The sequence below is a fragment of the Paenibacillus sp. V4I7 genome (assembly GCF_030817275.1).
Lineage (GTDB): Bacteria > Bacillota > Bacilli > Paenibacillales > NBRC-103111 > Paenibacillus_E.
The window spans coordinates 6,326,213-6,342,151 of sequence record NZ_JAUSZD010000002.1 but is presented as its reverse complement, the minus strand read 5'-3'; the positions used below and the strand labels follow the sequence as shown (position 1 = coordinate 6,342,151).

Here is a 15,939-nt window from a genome sequence, read left to right as displayed (position 1 = left end):
GAAAACCGTTGTCGTTTTGTAAGCTTTTATGAAGAGTTCACGTTGAATTTAAGGCAGAAATAGGGTAATGATGGTATTTTTAAAAGGTTATTGTTGTTAAATCTCACGAACTTGTCTATCTATGAAAAAAATAAGGATGGAGTGTTCAACATGTACAGTAAAAATAGTCAGATTCAGACCTATCTGGAGCGCATGAGGTTTGAAGGATCGCTCGATGGCAGCGCTAAGACATTGGCGGACCTTCAGGAGTGTCATCTGCACACGGTTCCATACGAAAATTTGGACATTATGAACCGCACAGCTTTATCGTTGGATCCTCAGGATGTATATCAAAAGATTGTCGTACGTGGGCGCGGTGGGTACTGCTTCGAGCTGAACGCTTTATTCGGCTGGCTGCTGCGAGAGCTTGGCTACCCGGTCACAGACTTGGTTGCTCGATTTTGGCGCGACGAGCCGAACATACCACCGAAACGACGTCATCACGTCCTGAAGGTAGAAGCAGAAGGCACGACTTATTTGTGTGATGTCGGAGTAGGCGGAATTGTCCCGCGCAGGCCCATCGCATGGATCGAGGGTCATGAACAGCATCAAGGCGGAGAGTGCTACCGTCTCGAGCGCGATGCCTATTATGGTTGGATGCTATGTGAGCAGAAGAACAAGGAATGGAACCGCATTTACTCGTTTACGGAGGAACCTCAGCTGCCGAAGGATTTCACCTTTGCGACCTTCTGGTGTGAGAACGCCCCGGATTCGATATTTACCAAAAGCCCAATGGTAGCCATGCGTACCCTTGAGGGACGGAATACACTGGCGGGCCGAGAATTTCGCATCTTTACTTCCGCGGGGGTAAGGACTTTCACTCCGCAGACCGAAGAAGCGTATAAAGCGGCCTTGCAAGAACATTTTGGTATTCATCTAGATTAATCATTCATATAGTCAAGTACTTCAATAGTGGGATTTCCATTTATTCAACATCGAAGAGGACCCCGAAAGGGGTCCCTTTTATTTTTCTAACTTGAAGAAATCCGAATATGATTCTAATTACGAAAGGGATAACTTTCTATCTTCACTTTCTAACGCTTTCTGCTGCTCTTTGGTGAACGTACAACTTAGCTTTGGTAGTCCAGTGTGTTTGTTGATGTAGATAGTTCTTGCAACGCCGTGAATGAATTTCATTTGTTTGGTCCATTCTTTTGGGTTGAACATGGACATCAACTCCCTATTTATATATGTCTCCTACAAATTCTCCACGATAGCATTATTGGAAGCGCTTTATTTAATGTTATGTTCAAAGGACATGGTTGATGCATCGATCAAAAGTACTTCAGAACAACGCGAAAAGGAATGCTGAATTAGTGTTCTTTCCATTCGGAGGGCTGTTATTAAAGTCCCGCCTATCATAAAGGACTTTGTAAGAGTTGACGATGCTGGCATGCGCTGACATAGTAAGCGATTACATTTTTAGTAACTTTTCTTGTGAAATGACTGATTTACATAATCTAAATAAAAATAACCATTGAATGTGTCAGTGACATCTAGTAACCTTTCCTTAGATCACTGATCAGGGTCGAACCACAATATCTTACTCGAATGTAAGTTGGTTTATCTATGTACTTGCACAAATAGTGACGGGGAAACATTTTCGGCAAACTCCTTCGATAATCGTATGGAAGCCCTTACATAAAAGACAGCCAAGAGCTTCTGGTTAGGAGTAGTTTTCACAAGAGACAAGTAAACCTAAAAAAGGAATGGTGTTCAGTGATGACAAAGAGAACGCACGGTGGTCCCAAAGCGGTCTTAGCTCTTATTGCGAGTGTAGGTTTACTAGCAGGCTGCTCTTCGGCCAATCAAACAGGTACAACTGGATCGACGAACACGCCGGGTACAAAGGAACCAGCATCATCAACTGCTAAGGCCTCTGGAACCGTGACATTTTGGTACGATAAGACAGGTGTGGCAGGAGAAGCGATTAAGGCTGCTGCTGATGCTTTCCAGGCAGCGCATCCCGAAATTAAATTGAATGCTGTATATGTGGCTGATTTGACAGTCGGCGGAGGACAAAAGCTGATGTCCGCTGTCGCTGGGGGAACTGCCCCGGATGCGGTATTCTTCGATCGCTTCCAGATTGCCTCATGGGCCCAGCAGGAGGCTTTGATCGATATTTCGGACAGGGTCAAGAAAGATGCCATCGATCCGAAAAAGTTTTATCCAGCTGCATGGAATGAGGTTGTGTACAAGGATAAAGTATACGGGCTTCCGGTTTCTACGGATGGGCGGGCCTTGTTCTATAACAAGGATCATTTCAAGGAAGTTGGACTTGACCCTGAGAAGCCGCCTAAGACGATCAAAGAGCTGGAAGAATATGCGGCCAAGCTGACCGTGAAGGAAGGAAACATCTATAAGCGGATCGGTCTTATACCGTGGTCTAATCAAGGCAATTTCTATACGTGGGGATGGGCGTTCGGCGGCAATTTCTATAACACGAGCACCGGTAAAGTAACACCTAATGATCCTAAGAACGTTGAGGCACTGCAATGGCTGCAGGATTATGCCAACAAATATAATATCAGTGACATGAAATCATTAGCGAGCTCGACTCAGATCAATCCATTTGCGGCCGGCAAGGTAAGCATGGAAATCGGAAACAACTTGCTGGCAGCAACCGTTAAAGCAGCTAATACGAATGTGAACTTCGGTGTTGCGCAGCTGCCGACACCGACCGGAGATCAGACGGTTACATGGTCGGGTGGTTTCAGTCTCGTCATTCCCAAGGGTGCCAAAAATCAGGATGGCGCATGGGAGCTCCTGAAGTTCTTTACAGGTGATGAGGCACAAGAAAAATTGACAAAATCCTACCTGTCAGTCGTTCATTCAGTAAACCAAAAAGTGTTTGCGAATGATCCTATCAATACTAAAATTCTCGGATTTCTAGGAACGGCACACTGGCGTCCAGTAATTTCGCAAGGGCAGCTGCTTTGGAACGAGATGGCTAGCGCCTTGGATATGGCCTCGAACAATAAAGGCAAACCGAAGGAACTGCTCGACAGTGTGGCAGACAAGGTGAATGCTGCTCTGGCTAGTGACCAAAAAAGCAAATGAGGTGCAGTAAAAGATGATGGATTCAAACTTGGTCCGAGCTACTGGACAGGAGCCTTCCGGTCCTAGACATCAAGAAGCCCGGAAGAAATCTTTCGTCCGAGCTTTCAGTAAAAACGCGCCTGGCTGGCTATTCGTCACCCCTTGGATAGTGGGTCTGCTGCTCTTTTATTTGTACCCACTTGTCAGTTCCATCTATCTCAGTTTTACCTCTTACAGCATTCTGAAGGCCGGACAATTTGTCGGCCTTCAGAATTACCAAAGCTTGATGCAGGACAAAGTGTTTTGGAGCTCTATTTACAATACCGTGTATTACGCTCTTGTCTTCGTTCCGCTTAGTATAGTCCTAAGTATATGGCTGGCGCTGCTGTTGAACACGAGAGTAAAGGGAATCGCGATCTACCGTACGGTCTTTTATCTGCCGACTCTTGTTCCCTTGGTTGCTAAGGCAGTCCTCTGGATGTGGCTGCTGAACCCTCAGGCGGGGCTGGTCAATCAATTATTGTCCAGATTGGGCATTGATGGTCCCCCATGGTTGGGCAATGAGGCCTGGGCTAAGCCCACCCTCGTTATGATATCTTTATGGGCCGTTGGACAGACGGTCGTCATCTTCCTTGCTGGATTGCAGGGTATATCGCAGGAATATTATGATGCTGCTTCGGTTGACGGTGCTAGATGGTATCAGAAATTTGGGCTGGTCACCTTACCGCTGCTAACGCCAGTCATCTTCTACAACTTGGTAATGGGTATTATTAGTTCCATTCAAGTGTTCTCCTTACCTTATACGCTTACGGGCGGGAGTGGCTCACCAGCTGGGTCGATGATGTTTTATGTCATGTATTTGTACCAGAATGCTTTTCTGTATCTGAAAATGGGCTATGCATCGGCTATGGCATGGATTCTTTTTATCGTGATTGCTTTGCTAACGGTCGTGATTTTCATCTCATCTAAAAAATGGGTTCATTATCAAGGGGACTAGAGGGGGCTTGTACGTGAAAAATCATAGAAATGCAGCTGCGCGCAACCTCCTTACCCAATTGGTTCTAATCGCGCTGGCATTGAGTTTTGCAGCCCCACTGCTGTGGATGATCTCGACATCATTGAAGGACAACTCCCAATTATACATGGATCCTCCACGTTGGATTCCTAGTCCGGTGCACTGGAGAAATTATCTCGATGCATTTACGAGAATTTCTTTTCCGAGAATGTTTAGCAATACACTGATTGTTACCGTATTCAGTACACTGGGCATGCTTATCGTTTCTCCGTTGGCGGCATATAGTTTGGCCAAGCTGGATTGGCGGGGGAAGGGGTTGATCTTTGGGTTGACTGTAAGTGTGATGATGATTCCCGGGCCCGTGACAATGATCCCTGAGTTCCTTCTGTTTCATAAGTTGAAATGGGTCGGAACACTGCTTCCGCTAATCGTTAAGCATGCGCTTGGCGTTCCTGTCTATATTTTTATGCTGCGGCAATTTTTCAAAGGACTGCCCTCGGAGCTGCAGCAGGCCGCTCGCATAGATGGTGCTGGGGAATTCCATATTTACTGGCGCATTATGCTGCCATTGGCGATGCCGGCCGTTCTGGCGACCGGGTTGTTCCAGGTCATGAGTAGTTGGAATGATTTCTTGGGCCCACTGTTATATCTGAATGACCCTAGTCAATATACATTGTCTCTAGGTCTGCAGCAATTTCAAAACGAGATCAGCACAGAGTGGGGATTGCTAATGGCGGCTACCTTTTTGATGATCCTGCCGATTATCATTCTATTCTTTTTTCTGCAGAAATCATTCATTCAAGGCATTACCTTTACGGGCATTAAAGGCTAATTATTATTACTAATGCCGCATTCGATCGATAATCATGATTTTGATAATTAAACGAGGGATGTCCTTATATGAAATATGAACATATGCCAAGAAAACCGAATCTACTCTATCTGCAGCTTGCCGAAAAGGTAAGGGACATTATTCAAAGACGTAGGCTTCAACCGCATGATCCAGTCCCTTCGGAAGGGGAGCTTGCTAAGCTATTTGGTGTAAGCCGGATGACGAGCAAGCTAGCCCTAGAACAACTGGTTCAGCAAGGGCTCGTTTACCGTTTGCCAAGAAGGGGTACTTTCCTTTGCGGTCAGCAGAATGGGGTGAATGATAACGAAGGCATTCTGAAGGTAAATGAGCCGACGCCGGTCGTAGAGAAGCAAAAACAGAATAAACAGATCGCTATCATCGTGTCCCATATGTCTGATTACACATCAAGGATTATTGCGGCTGCCGAGATCGAATCGCGAAAGCATGATTGTGATCTGATTCTAAAGATTAGCAAGTCCAAAGATGATGAGGACCGTTGTCTTCAGGGGCTTGTCGAAGGTGGAGTAGACGGCATTATCCTATTTCCACAAGGACGAAAGACATGCAGTGACCAAGTGCTAAGATTGAAATTGCAACAGTTTCCGATTGTGATTATCGATCGAATTTTTCGCGAAGTTCAGATTGATTGCGTCTATCATGATCATTTTCAGGGCTCTTACCAAATGGCTAAGTATTTGATTGAAAAAGGACATCGGGAAATCGGGTACGTTTCGAATGCGATTGAAAACATAACCAGCAGGGAGGAGCGTTATCAAGGTTATATCCAAGCGCTCATCGATCATGCGGTTCCCGTCAAAAATCAGTATATTCTTTTTAAAAGCGAGCTTTGTGATCCTAGCCATGTTAATGAGAGCGACCCTGAACAGGAAAGCTTCATACGTGAAAATCCACAGATGACAGCCCTGATGTGCGGGGACGATCATGTGGCAATTTCTACGTTATATACAGCATTACACTTGAAGATTCCAGTCCCTGAGCAACTTTCCATTGTGGGTTTCTCTGATATTCAATTATCCGGGTTAACACCGATTCCTCTTACAACGGTCAAGCAATGTACCGAGCAGCTTACGCAATCAGCATTTAATCTTCTAATGAAGCGTGTAAACAATTCCAATGAGAGACAAATTACGATCAAAATTCAGACAACGATTATAGAGAGGAAATCCGTCCTTTCTTTGGTGTAAATAAATAGACTAAAATACGAATGACAGGTGAAGCTTATGAAAATTCATTTTCTCGGAACCGCAGCAGCAGAAGGCTTTCCGAATGCGTTTTGCCGTTGTGAGTTTTGCATCCAGGCACGGAAGCTGGGCGGAAAAAACATTCGCACTCGGAGTTCGGCCATCCTTGACGATGTAATCAAATTCGACTATTCTCCCGATTCTTATATGCAGGCGCTTCGCGATAACATCGATTTAGGCGCTATTGAGCACTTGCTTGTCACGCATACGCACTCTGATCATTTTAATGCTTATGATCTCGAATGCCGGAGAGAGGGGATTGCCCACGGACTGGATCATCCCTTACATATCTACGGGAATGATGCCGTGATGTACCATACGCGTGTCGCCATTGGCCGCTTTGAGGGTGAACGCTACGCCTTCCATTTGCTGCGTCCCTTCCAGACGATTGAAGTGGGTGATGCACGTGTTACACCTCTTCTGGCAGATCATGACAAAATGGAAACATGTTTATTGTATGTGATCGAGCGTGGCGGCAAGAAACTACTGTACGGACATGACTCAGGTTGGTTCCCGGAAGCAACATGGGAATGGTTAAAGGGAGCCCATATAGACTGCGCCATACTCGACTGCACGCATGGGTACACAGGACGTTCCCGTGACCGAAATCATATGTGCATCGAAACCGTATTGGAGGCTCAACGTGTGTTTCGTGAAGAACACATATTAAAAGCAGAGGCACCCATTGTAGTCACTCATTTTAGCCATAATTCTAAGCTGCTTCATCATGAATTCGACGAAATCTTTAAACCTGCTGGGGTTGTGGTCGCGTATGACGGATTGATTATGCACATTTAGACGGTATTACGACGTTTTTGAATGGTTTCTGTATAACCCTGTCCATAACTTCGGATAGGGTTATTTTTCCATCGAGGATGTCGTAAGCAAATCAGTGTTGTCCAGCAGGAAAATGTCATATTTCGTGATACAATTAGAGAAAATATTTCTTATCATCAGCCTGAGTTTGGTTAATCAACGGTTGGAGTAGGGAATAGAGGGGAGGGTGCGCGTGACCCAAAGAATAATAAAAGCACCGCAAGGCTTAGCAGCATCGCCATTCAATCAAAGCGTTTTGAAACTCAAAGGACTCACAGTCATTGAATCGTGCACCAACACATTAGGAAAACAAGGGTCTATGTTCTTAGAAGACTACCTTCTCATGTTTGTGCTAAATGGCACATATACGGTGCGATATGGCGATCAGGTGTACGTTGTACATAAGCATGAAATGGTACTGTTGCAAAAATCGATTGTTATTGAATATGAAAAATCCGGCGAACCTAATCAGGCTTACTTGTTAGAGTACATGATGTTTTTTCTAAAAGATGAAGTGCTCAAAGACTTTATTAAAATGGTGGACATTCAAACTTCGCAGCCAACAGTGTTGGTACCAATTTTCGTAAATCCGATAAGTGAACGACTGTTAACCTATTTAGAGTCGCTAAAACCATATTTCAACGAACCCGATAACATCGAGGACGGATTAATTAAAATTAAGTTGTTGGAATTGTTGTTTGATCTTACTCATGCCAACAAGGGTATCATGCAGCAGTTACTTCAGTTAAAGCAACCAGTACGTGCTGATATCTCAACCGTCGTGGAACAAAATATCTTGAACCCTGTTTCAGTGAATGATTTGGCTTATTTATCGGGTAGAAGCTTGTCCAGCTTCAAACGAGATTTTCAAACGATTTACAACACGTCCCCATCCCTATGGATTAGGCAGAAACGCTTGGAGAAGGCCAAAGAATTATTGACCCATTCAGCAATGTCAGTAACGGATGTTTGTTTTACGACGGGCTTTGAGAATGTTGCGCATTTTTCAAGGGTTTTTAAAGAGCATTTTGGCTATACCCCGTCCTTTTACAAGCAACAGTTAAGCTAAAAGCTAACAGAGATCTTAGTTCGGCACCCGCCGGGCTAAGATTTTTTTATTTGAGCTAAATGGACAAATACTTTGGGCTTTTTGGAAAAGTAGGGCGGAATGTGCTGTGATAATCTTAGGTCATGATTGATTCAATTCAAAAATGACGACGAGAAGGAGACAATAATAATGAGTAGTCAAAAAGTATGGTTCATCACCGGCGCATCTAGAGGCTTCGGATTGGAAATTGCAAAAGCTGCTTTAGCGGAGGGCAACAAGGTGGTAGCTACCGTTCGCAGTAAGCCTGAACAACTAGCCGCGCAGCTTGATAACAACGAAAACTTAATAGTAACTGTGCTGGATGTTACGGACGAAACTCAAGCCTTAGATGCAGCGAAACAAGCAACAGACACATTCGGAAGAATTGATGTGCTAGTCAATAATGCTGGTTATGGATTGCTGAGTGCCGTTGAGGAAGCTTCGAATGAAGAAGTAAAACAAAATTATGATGCCAATGTTTTCGGTTTACTAAACGTTACCCGCGCAATTTTACCCTACATGCGTAAGCAGCGCTCGGGACATATCATCAACATTTCATCAGTAGGCGGATTAAACGGGTTTGTTGGCTGGGGGATTTATGGTTCCACCAAGTTTGCTGTTGAAGGCATTACGGAGTCCATGGCTTTGGAATTAGCTCCTTTAGGGATTTATGCAACCGTCGTGGCACCAGGCTTTTTTAGAACGGAATTCCTTGATCCAACATCTTTGATAAGAACCGCTCATGTCATCGAAGATTATGCAGGTACAGTGGGAGAAATGCGAAGCTTTGCAACACAGGTTAATAAAAAACAGCCTGGCGATCCCAAGAAACTCGCTCAAGCTTTCATTAAATTGGCTAATGCTGAAAAGCCTCCAGTTCATTTACCTCTAGGCAATGACACCCTTGCTATGTACAGAGAAAAGACAGCAAAGTTTGAAAAAGACATTGAAGACTGGTATGACGTCATTTCGGGAACGGACCATGATGATGTAAGGGAATAACGTTGCAATTAATGTGTAAAAAAGGGCCTAGTATTTATTCTATTTCACAACTAAGACAAATGGACAGGAATGCCCGAATATACTTATACGGAACCATCAGAAGTTGTTTATCAACTAGGAGGTGTTTCGAATGGTCTATTGGTTGTTGGCTGTTGTCGTTGTTGTGGTTGGTTTATTGATTTACATGAACGTGAAGAAGCGCAAAGTGGTACCATCAGTTGATTTGCATACACATAAGTTGTGCGCTTATTGTAACGAGGAAATTGCCATCGATGCAGCTGTATGCAAGTACTGTAGGGGGGTTGTCGTAAATTGAGGCTACTATAATGAATAGCAAATGAAGCAACGGTCAGTTCGCATTCGTGTGAGCTGGTCGTTGTTTTGTTTTTTTTGCTATAAAATCCTGTATAAATGGTACCCTGATGTCCCATTTTAAATATAATCACCAAAAAGTTGGCGCTCCACATCAAAAAAGTGTAACATCAATCTAATAACAGCAGACAGAAGGAGCTTGAATCATTTGACCATCGAATTAAAAAACGAAATACCTCCCAATTTAGAGGAACTAAAAAAATCGGCTAATCGTACATCCAATTGGAGAGAACGCCTAGAAGCCGTTGAAGCATTAGGCCAGTATAACGACCAACAAACCATTAACATACTAGCGCGTATGATGAGCGGCGATGCGGTATATCCCATTCAAGAGGCTGCTTACCGTAAACTTCGAGCATTTGGTGAGGATGTTCAACTGCCGCCAAGAAAAAAAGGTGACTTGATTAAAGGCGCAGGTAAAGTTTTTGTACGCATTAAAAAGAGCTTGCCAGAAGGTCATACGTTTGAAGAGTTTAAAGAGAAGTTACAGAAGACCAGAAGTGACGTATATGATACGTACGAAGGTGATAAAGGGTCTGACTTCGATCAATGGCTTGAAACCACGTGGGCATCGTTGCTGAAAAAATAAGAAGCACAACATAATGGAGTGAGTACATGAGTAAAGCGAAGGGTAAGGGCGGAACCGGTAGAGGGACAGACAGTAAGGGCTGGAACCGATGGCAAGCTAGTGCCAATAGAGCAAAGAGTGCCCCAAAACCTTATAAAAGTAAAGGTCTATTAGCAGCAGCCAAAGCTGCCAAGGCCGCGAGTAGCAGCAATGGCGATAAACCTAAAGCTTAACGGCTGCTGCTTCGTAAGCCCCATATCTTAAATAACCCATACCCTCGGCATCTTGCCGAGGGTATTTTACCTACAAAATGAATAAAATCGCTCAACATAACTCATATTATCGAAGTTACTATTCCATTTATTAAAGGAGACTTCGAGATGCAGCAGCAAACGCCAAATAACAATATGACACAAGGCATGCAGAACATGAATCATGGAGGGCATGAGCTCTTTGATTTGCACGAGGTGTTATCCTGTACAATCAATGTGCTGGACCAGTTCATGATGTTCAGACAATTCGTCCAAGATAACGAGCTTCTGGATATTTTGGATCGTCAGTACAACTTTACGCTGTTCCATTACAACATAACAGCAGAATGCTTTTCAACAGGGCAAAAGCCGAGTCAAGAAACACAGACGTATATGATCCAAAATCTATCGCAGCCGATCTACGGTATCAAACCTACACAGCCCAAAAAGCCGAATCAATCACTGGCTGATGTGAAGGATGCAGGCATTAGCGCACATATGCTAGGCCTCGTGAAATCCCATGCTGCGCTGCTGACGATGACTTCTCTTGAAGTGACGAATCCTGCAGTACGTAGAGTATTAGCTTCTCAAGTACAGAATTTTATCGAAATGGCGTATGACATTTTCTTGTATCAAAATAGAAATGCCTATTACCAAGTTCCACAACTTGAAGCCTCCGATATGCAAAAAATGCTTAACACCTTCGTTCCGGCACAAGGAATGCCGCAAATGCCACCTAATAACAGAGCAGGAACTGTACACTAAAGTTAAATAAACCAGCATTGGTCTCATCAACCCATGCTGGTTTTTCTTTTGCTCATTAAACTTTACTTATCATAGAAGCGAAAGGGCAAGATCTCCAGGCTTTTTTCATCGCACGCAGTACATCCATGGTAACACCTGGATCCAGACGCACGCTGGTATCGTCGGCACGGTAGGCGACAAAGTCAAGCGCTTATTTCTAGTTGTTTCAAACCTATATAGATAAGGGTATTTTTATATAAGATGAGTGGTTATAATTTGGAAATAAGCCATTAATTTGTGTAAGTTTGGGGCGGGGGGTGTTATCATAACCATCTGTATTAGCTTTTTAGTGAATATTTGTATTCTGATAACTTGTGCTTACTTATTCAACCTTGGCTTTAAATATATGTTTCAGCATGCATCTTGGACCGTGAAACAGACGGTGCTTGTCGCCATTTTTATAGGTTCAGGTTGGCTAACGATGTTCTTTGGCGTGAGGGTATCTGAATTCATGCTATTTGATTTGCGAGTCGTTCCCATCATATTCGGAACACTTTTGTTTCGTAAGCACTATATGTTACTTATTATTGGATTTGGAATTGCGCTGGCTAGGTACACGATTACAGGCATTAATCCACAATCTATTACGGGATCGCTAAATATTATGCTGATGGGTTGTTTAGCAGCGATCCTTGTGGCTAAATATCAAAAAAGCGCATGGAGTTATCAGAGAAAGGCGCTCATTTCCATCCTCTCAATAAACTCGCTACAGGTCATTGGTATTGCTAGTTTCGGCGCTGTGCCTAAGAGTATTTATTTGACTAAAGTTGCCCCGTACACCTATCCAACCGCCCTATTACTAAGTGCCTTCTTTGTCTTCATTATTCGGGATTTCTATAAGGAGCAGCAGCGGGCGGATAAGATACGTAATATGAATGTGATTCTGCGAAAACAGACCAAGAGGCTTCTACTATCGAAGCGTGAGCTTGAGAAGAAGGCGAAGCAGTTAGCGCAAGCTTCAATCTATAAATCAGAATTTATCGCCAACATGTCCCATGAACTCAAAACGCCGCTAAACAGCATAATCGTTTTATCAGATATGATACGGGAAAGCGAAGACGTAACGAGTTTAAAAGAAGTAAATCAATATGCCAATATCATTCATACATCGGGTAATGAACTGCTTCAAATGATCAATAGCGTATTAGATTTATCTAAGATTGAAGCGGGTAAAATGGACATGCTGTGGCAGCCAGTTATTATTGAAGAGCTTACCCATTACATAAAACAACAATTCGAGCCCATGATGGCTTCCAAAAAGCTGCGCTTTGACGTGACCGTGGGAAAAGATGTGCCAACGATCATTCAAATGGATTCACAGAAGCTCAACCAGATACTTCGTAACCTGCTCATGAATGCGATAAAATTCACAGAAGAAGGCAGGATCACCTTATCCGTTGAAATTCGGGACAACGACGATGCTTCATCTAAGTGGATCGACTTTGCCGTTTGCGACACTGGTATCGGTATTGCCCTAGACAAGCAGCAGTTGATATTTGAAGCATTCCAGCAAGGGGATGGAGCAGCGAATCGTAAATATGGAGGAACAGGTCTCGGCTTATCCATCAGTTTGCAGCTTGCCAAATTGCTCGGTGGTTCCCTCACTCTTCAGAGTAAGCAAGGGGATGGCAGTAAGTTTATACTTAGCCTCCCTTTGCTTGCTTGGATGGATCAATCAGAAGATGCTGGCTAATCCGTATCTGATTCTAAACCTCATCTTTGCATCCATATCCGTACCTGTGTAAGATAATAATGAATTAGATTTTTGTGGATGAGGTGGGGTTTCATGGTTTTCGGTGCGCGCGTGTGGAAGACGGGGATTGCTGTTGCTTTGGCCTTATACATAAGTGCTTGGCTCAATTTCACGCCTCCTGTTATTGCGGCCGTCGCGGCAATTTTTGCCATGCAGCCTTCGATCTACCGATCTTGGCGCTATTTCCTAGAGCAGCTGCAGACGAATATTCTTGGTGCGGCATTGGCACTCCTTGCAGGTATGTTTTTTTCCAATAACGTGATTGCTATAGGAATTGTATGTATTATTGTCATCATCATTAGTTTAAGAGTGGGCATGGAGGAAACGATCGGTCTTACCTTAGTTACCGTGGTAGCGGTCATGGAGGCTTCAGGCGAGTGGCGTTTTGCCGTCAATCGATTATTGCTGAGTTTGATTGGCATAGGTTGTGCATTTGTAGTGAATATTCTTTTCTTTCCACCTAAGCCCAAGGAGCAATTCGCCGCACAGATTCGTACGATTTTTGGCAAAATGTCGCTCCTCCTTCGTACGGTTATCTCTAATGAAATGAAAGAAACCGTATTCCGTGAGGAAAAAGAAGGTCTGCGCAGCGGCTTGAAGTCTTTATCGGATAAGTACAGACTCATGGAAGAAGAGATTAAGAAAATTAAGGGAAGCGGGTTAAACCGCGTTCGTGAACTCGTTGTTTACAAGCAGAAGCTTCTCGTGATGTACAAAGGTCTTGAGGTTCTTGAAGCCGTGGATGAGCACTATTTTCAAACGTCCCGTACACAGGCAATCGATGTCTATTTCGATGATCATTTGGAAAAGCTAATAAAGTTCCACGAGCACGTGCTGTTGAAATTCGATGATAAGCTCAAGGATGACTCTTCGGAAGGTATGGAGATGGAAACAGAGAACGAGCGTTTCATGACCGTACTTATCGACCGTTATAATAAGCAGCCGGAAGGTATGCTGCGTTTGTCGGTTGTGGCTGCGGCTATGTACGATTATGGTCATCAGATAGCGCGGTTAGATAAGCTTGCCCAGCATAATCATCGTGGAGAATCAGAAGAGAGAGAACCCCTTGATTTATTGCTCAAAAGCATTAGGTTAAAATAGATTAATACACTTTTACTCAAATAGTCTTACTGAACCTTTCGCTTGTCAGATGTTCTGGCTTCGGGAGGTTCCTTCACAATAAATTAATTAAAGGTTGCTTTACGTAATTGTATGTGCTATATTATAATTCTTGTTCCAAACAGACAAGCAGCAAGTGATTATAAATGAGTCTGAACGTGTTGGATATCTTCACGAATGGATAAATAAAAAAAGCTTGCAAATGAAATTTCAATATGGTATATTACTTCTCGCTGCTTCGGTAACACGGCAGTGAACGAAAGAAATTGATCTTTGAAAACTGAACAACGAGTGAGTAAGCACGAACGAGAAATCGTTCAAAAAAAGAGATTGCAAAATCTCGCTAGCAAGTCAATGAGCATTTCAGCTTTCAAATATACGGACGAGCAATCGTCCACTATTATGGAGAGTTTGATCCTGGCTCAGGACGAACGCTGGCGGCGTGCCTAATACATGCAAGTCGAGCGGATTTATCCTTCGGGATAAGTTAGCGGCGGACGGGTGAGTAACACGTAGGTAACCTGCCTATAAGATCGGGATAACTATCGGAAACGATAGCTAAGACCGGATAACTGGTTTTCTCGCATGAGAGAATTATGAAACACGGAGCAATCTGTGGCTTATAGATGGGCCTGCGGCGCATTAGCTAGTTGGTAGGGTAACGGCCTACCAAGGCGACGATGCGTAGCCGACCTGAGAGGGTGAACGGCCACACTGGGACTGAGACACGGCCCAGACTCCTACGGGAGGCAGCAGTAGGGAATCTTCCGCAATGGACGCAAGTCTGACGGAGCAACGCCGCGTGAGTGATGAAGGTTTTCGGATCGTAAAGCTCTGTTGCCCTAGGCGAACAGCAAGAGGAGTAACTGCCTTTTGTGTGACGGTATAGGAGAAGAAAGCCCCGGCTAACTACGTGCCAGCAGCCGCGGTAATACGTAGGGGGCAAGCGTTGTCCGGAATTATTGGGCGTAAAGCGCGCGCAGGCGGTCAATTAAGTTGGGTGTTTAAGCCCGGGGCTCAACCCCGGTTCGCATCCAAAACTGGTTGACTTGAGTGTAGGAGAGGAAAGTGGAATTCCACGTGTAGCGGTGAAATGCGTAGAGATGTGGAGGAACACCAGTGGCGAAGGCGACTTTCTGGCCTATAACTGACGCTGAGGCGCGAAAGCGTGGGGAGCAAACAGGATTAGATACCCTGGTAGTCCACGCCGTAAACGATGCATACTAGGTGTTGGGGATTCGATTCCTCGGTGCCGAAGTTAACACAGTAAGTATGCCGCCTGGGGAGTACGCTCGCAAGAGTGAAACTCAAAGGAATTGACGGGGACCCGCACAAGCAGTGGAGTATGTGGTTTAATTCGAAGCAACGCGAAGAACCTTACCAGGTCTTGACATCCCGATGTAACACCTAGAGATAGGTGCCCTCTTCGGAGCATTGGAGACAGGTGGTGCATGGTTGTCGTCAGCTCGTGTCGTGAGATGTTGGGTTAAGTCCCGCAACGAGCGCAACCCTTGATCTTAGTTGCCAGCACTTTGGGTGGGCACTCTAAGATGACTGCCGGTGACAAACCGGAGGAAGGTGGGGATGACGTCAAATCATCATGCCCCTTATGACCTGGGCTACACACGTACTACAATGGTCGGTACAACGGGAAGCGAAGCCGCGAGGTGGAGCCAATCCTTATAAGCCGATCTCAGTTCGGATTGCAGGCTGCAACTCGCCTGCATGAAGTCGGAATTGCTAGTAATCGCGGATCAGCATGCCGCGGTGAATACGTTCCCGGGTCTTGTACACACCGCCCGTCACACCACGAGAGTTTACAACACCCGAAGTCGGTGGGGTAACCCGCAAGGGAGCCAGCCGCCGAAGGTGGGGTAGATGATTGGGGTGAAGTCGTAACAAGGTAGCCGTATCGGAAGGTGCGGCTGGATCACCTCCTTTCTATGGAGACTCGGATCT

The 15,939-nt window shown here is 44.6% G+C and carries 15 protein-coding genes and 1 rRNA gene; 15 read left to right on the top strand and 1 reads right to left on the bottom strand.

What is annotated here, in order from left to right; translation table 11 throughout:
- Positions 1–150: 150 nt before the first annotated feature.
- Positions 151–924, top strand: coding sequence for an arylamine N-acetyltransferase family protein (locus QFZ80_RS29700; RefSeq protein WP_307552137.1), 774 nt, complete (start codon positions 151–153; stop codon positions 922–924).
- A gap of 117 nt (positions 925–1,041) precedes the next feature.
- On the opposite strand, the gene QFZ80_RS29695 is transcribed toward QFZ80_RS29700, so the two are convergent.
- The gene (locus QFZ80_RS29695; protein ID WP_307552139.1) at positions 1,042–1,206 is read right to left on the bottom strand and encodes a hypothetical protein; all 165 of its coding nucleotides are present in this window, start codon (positions 1,204–1,206) and stop codon (positions 1,042–1,044) included.
- Between the two features lie 555 nt (positions 1,207–1,761).
- Between QFZ80_RS29695 and QFZ80_RS29690 the strand changes: the two genes are divergently transcribed.
- The 14 genes from QFZ80_RS29690 to QFZ80_RS29625 all read left to right on the top strand — a co-directional run bounded on the left by QFZ80_RS29690 (position 1,762) and on the right by QFZ80_RS29625 (position 15,921).
- A complete protein-coding gene (locus tag QFZ80_RS29690; protein WP_307562335.1) occupies positions 1,762–3,099 on the top strand; it encodes an ABC transporter substrate-binding protein in 1,338 nt (445 codons plus the stop codon).
- A gap of 13 nt (positions 3,100–3,112) precedes the next feature.
- Positions 3,113–4,075 (top strand): carbohydrate ABC transporter permease, encoded by a 963-nt coding sequence (locus QFZ80_RS29685; protein ID WP_307562333.1) that lies wholly within the window; start codon positions 3,113–3,115, stop codon positions 4,073–4,075.
- Between the two features lie 13 nt (positions 4,076–4,088).
- On the top strand, positions 4,089–4,925 hold the full coding sequence (locus QFZ80_RS29680; RefSeq protein ID WP_307562331.1) for a carbohydrate ABC transporter permease: 837 nt from the start codon (positions 4,089–4,091) through the stop codon (positions 4,923–4,925).
- 68 nt (positions 4,926–4,993) lie between these two features.
- Positions 4,994–6,151: a GntR family transcriptional regulator gene (locus QFZ80_RS29675; protein WP_307552146.1), complete on the top strand. Its 1,158-nt coding sequence runs from the start codon at positions 4,994–4,996 to the stop codon at positions 6,149–6,151.
- Between the two features lie 36 nt (positions 6,152–6,187).
- Positions 6,188–7,006, top strand: a complete 819-nt coding sequence (locus QFZ80_RS29670; protein WP_307562330.1) for an MBL fold metallo-hydrolase — start codon at positions 6,188–6,190, stop codon at positions 7,004–7,006.
- A gap of 211 nt (positions 7,007–7,217) precedes the next feature.
- Positions 7,218–8,093, top strand: a complete 876-nt coding sequence (locus QFZ80_RS29665; protein ID WP_307552150.1) for a helix-turn-helix domain-containing protein — start codon at positions 7,218–7,220, stop codon at positions 8,091–8,093.
- Between the two features lie 168 nt (positions 8,094–8,261).
- Complete coding sequence (locus tag QFZ80_RS29660; protein WP_307552152.1) at positions 8,262–9,113, top strand: oxidoreductase; 852 nt, start codon at positions 8,262–8,264, stop codon at positions 9,111–9,113.
- Positions 9,114–9,243: 130 nt separating this feature from the next.
- On the top strand, positions 9,244–9,429 hold the full coding sequence (locus QFZ80_RS29655; RefSeq protein ID WP_307562327.1) for a hypothetical protein: 186 nt from the start codon (positions 9,244–9,246) through the stop codon (positions 9,427–9,429).
- A gap of 204 nt (positions 9,430–9,633) precedes the next feature.
- Positions 9,634–10,074: a HEAT repeat domain-containing protein gene (locus QFZ80_RS29650; RefSeq protein WP_373460196.1), complete on the top strand. Its 441-nt coding sequence runs from the start codon at positions 9,634–9,636 to the stop codon at positions 10,072–10,074.
- Between the two features lie 26 nt (positions 10,075–10,100).
- Positions 10,101–10,286: a DUF3934 family protein gene (locus tag QFZ80_RS29645; protein WP_036635181.1), complete on the top strand. Its 186-nt coding sequence runs from the start codon at positions 10,101–10,103 to the stop codon at positions 10,284–10,286.
- Between the two features lie 147 nt (positions 10,287–10,433).
- Complete coding sequence (locus tag QFZ80_RS29640) at positions 10,434–11,069, top strand: spore coat protein (RefSeq protein WP_307562325.1); 636 nt, start codon at positions 10,434–10,436, stop codon at positions 11,067–11,069.
- A gap of 385 nt (positions 11,070–11,454) precedes the next feature.
- Entirely contained in the window at positions 11,455–12,801 is a 1,347-nt protein-coding gene (locus tag QFZ80_RS29635; RefSeq protein ID WP_307562322.1) for an ATP-binding protein, read from the top strand.
- A gap of 93 nt (positions 12,802–12,894) precedes the next feature.
- Entirely contained in the window at positions 12,895–13,962 is a 1,068-nt protein-coding gene (locus QFZ80_RS29630) for an FUSC family protein (RefSeq protein WP_307552161.1), read from the top strand.
- A 417-nt stretch (positions 13,963–14,379) separates the two neighbouring features.
- Positions 14,380–15,921, top strand: a 16S ribosomal RNA gene (locus QFZ80_RS29625).
- Positions 15,922–15,939: the final 18 nt, after the last annotated feature.

Bases quoted from the DNA above. Each gene is read 5' to 3' on its own strand.
- QFZ80_RS29700 (WP_307552137.1), top strand. From the start codon at position 151: ATGTACAGTAAAAATAGTCAGATTCAGACCTATCTGGAGCGCATGAGG.
- QFZ80_RS29695 (WP_307552139.1), bottom strand. From the start codon at position 1,206: ATGTTCAACCCAAAAGAATGGACCAAACAAATGAAATTCATTCACGGC.
- QFZ80_RS29690 (WP_307562335.1), top strand. From the start codon at position 1,762: ATGACAAAGAGAACGCACGGTGGTCCCAAAGCGGTCTTAGCTCTTATT.
- QFZ80_RS29685 (WP_307562333.1), top strand. From the start codon at position 3,113: ATGATGGATTCAAACTTGGTCCGAGCTACTGGACAGGAGCCTTCCGGT.
- QFZ80_RS29675 (WP_307552146.1), top strand. From the start codon at position 4,994: ATGAAATATGAACATATGCCAAGAAAACCGAATCTACTCTATCTGCAG.
- QFZ80_RS29670 (WP_307562330.1), top strand. From the start codon at position 6,188: ATGAAAATTCATTTTCTCGGAACCGCAGCAGCAGAAGGCTTTCCGAAT.
- QFZ80_RS29660 (WP_307552152.1), top strand. From the start codon at position 8,262: ATGAGTAGTCAAAAAGTATGGTTCATCACCGGCGCATCTAGAGGCTTC.
- QFZ80_RS29655 (WP_307562327.1), top strand. From the start codon at position 9,244: ATGGTCTATTGGTTGTTGGCTGTTGTCGTTGTTGTGGTTGGTTTATTG.
- QFZ80_RS29645 (WP_036635181.1), top strand. From the start codon at position 10,101: ATGAGTAAAGCGAAGGGTAAGGGCGGAACCGGTAGAGGGACAGACAGT.
- QFZ80_RS29640 (WP_307562325.1), top strand. From the start codon at position 10,434: ATGCAGCAGCAAACGCCAAATAACAATATGACACAAGGCATGCAGAAC.
- QFZ80_RS29635 (WP_307562322.1), top strand. From the start codon at position 11,455: ATGTTTCAGCATGCATCTTGGACCGTGAAACAGACGGTGCTTGTCGCC.
- QFZ80_RS29630 (WP_307552161.1), top strand. From the start codon at position 12,895: ATGGTTTTCGGTGCGCGCGTGTGGAAGACGGGGATTGCTGTTGCTTTG.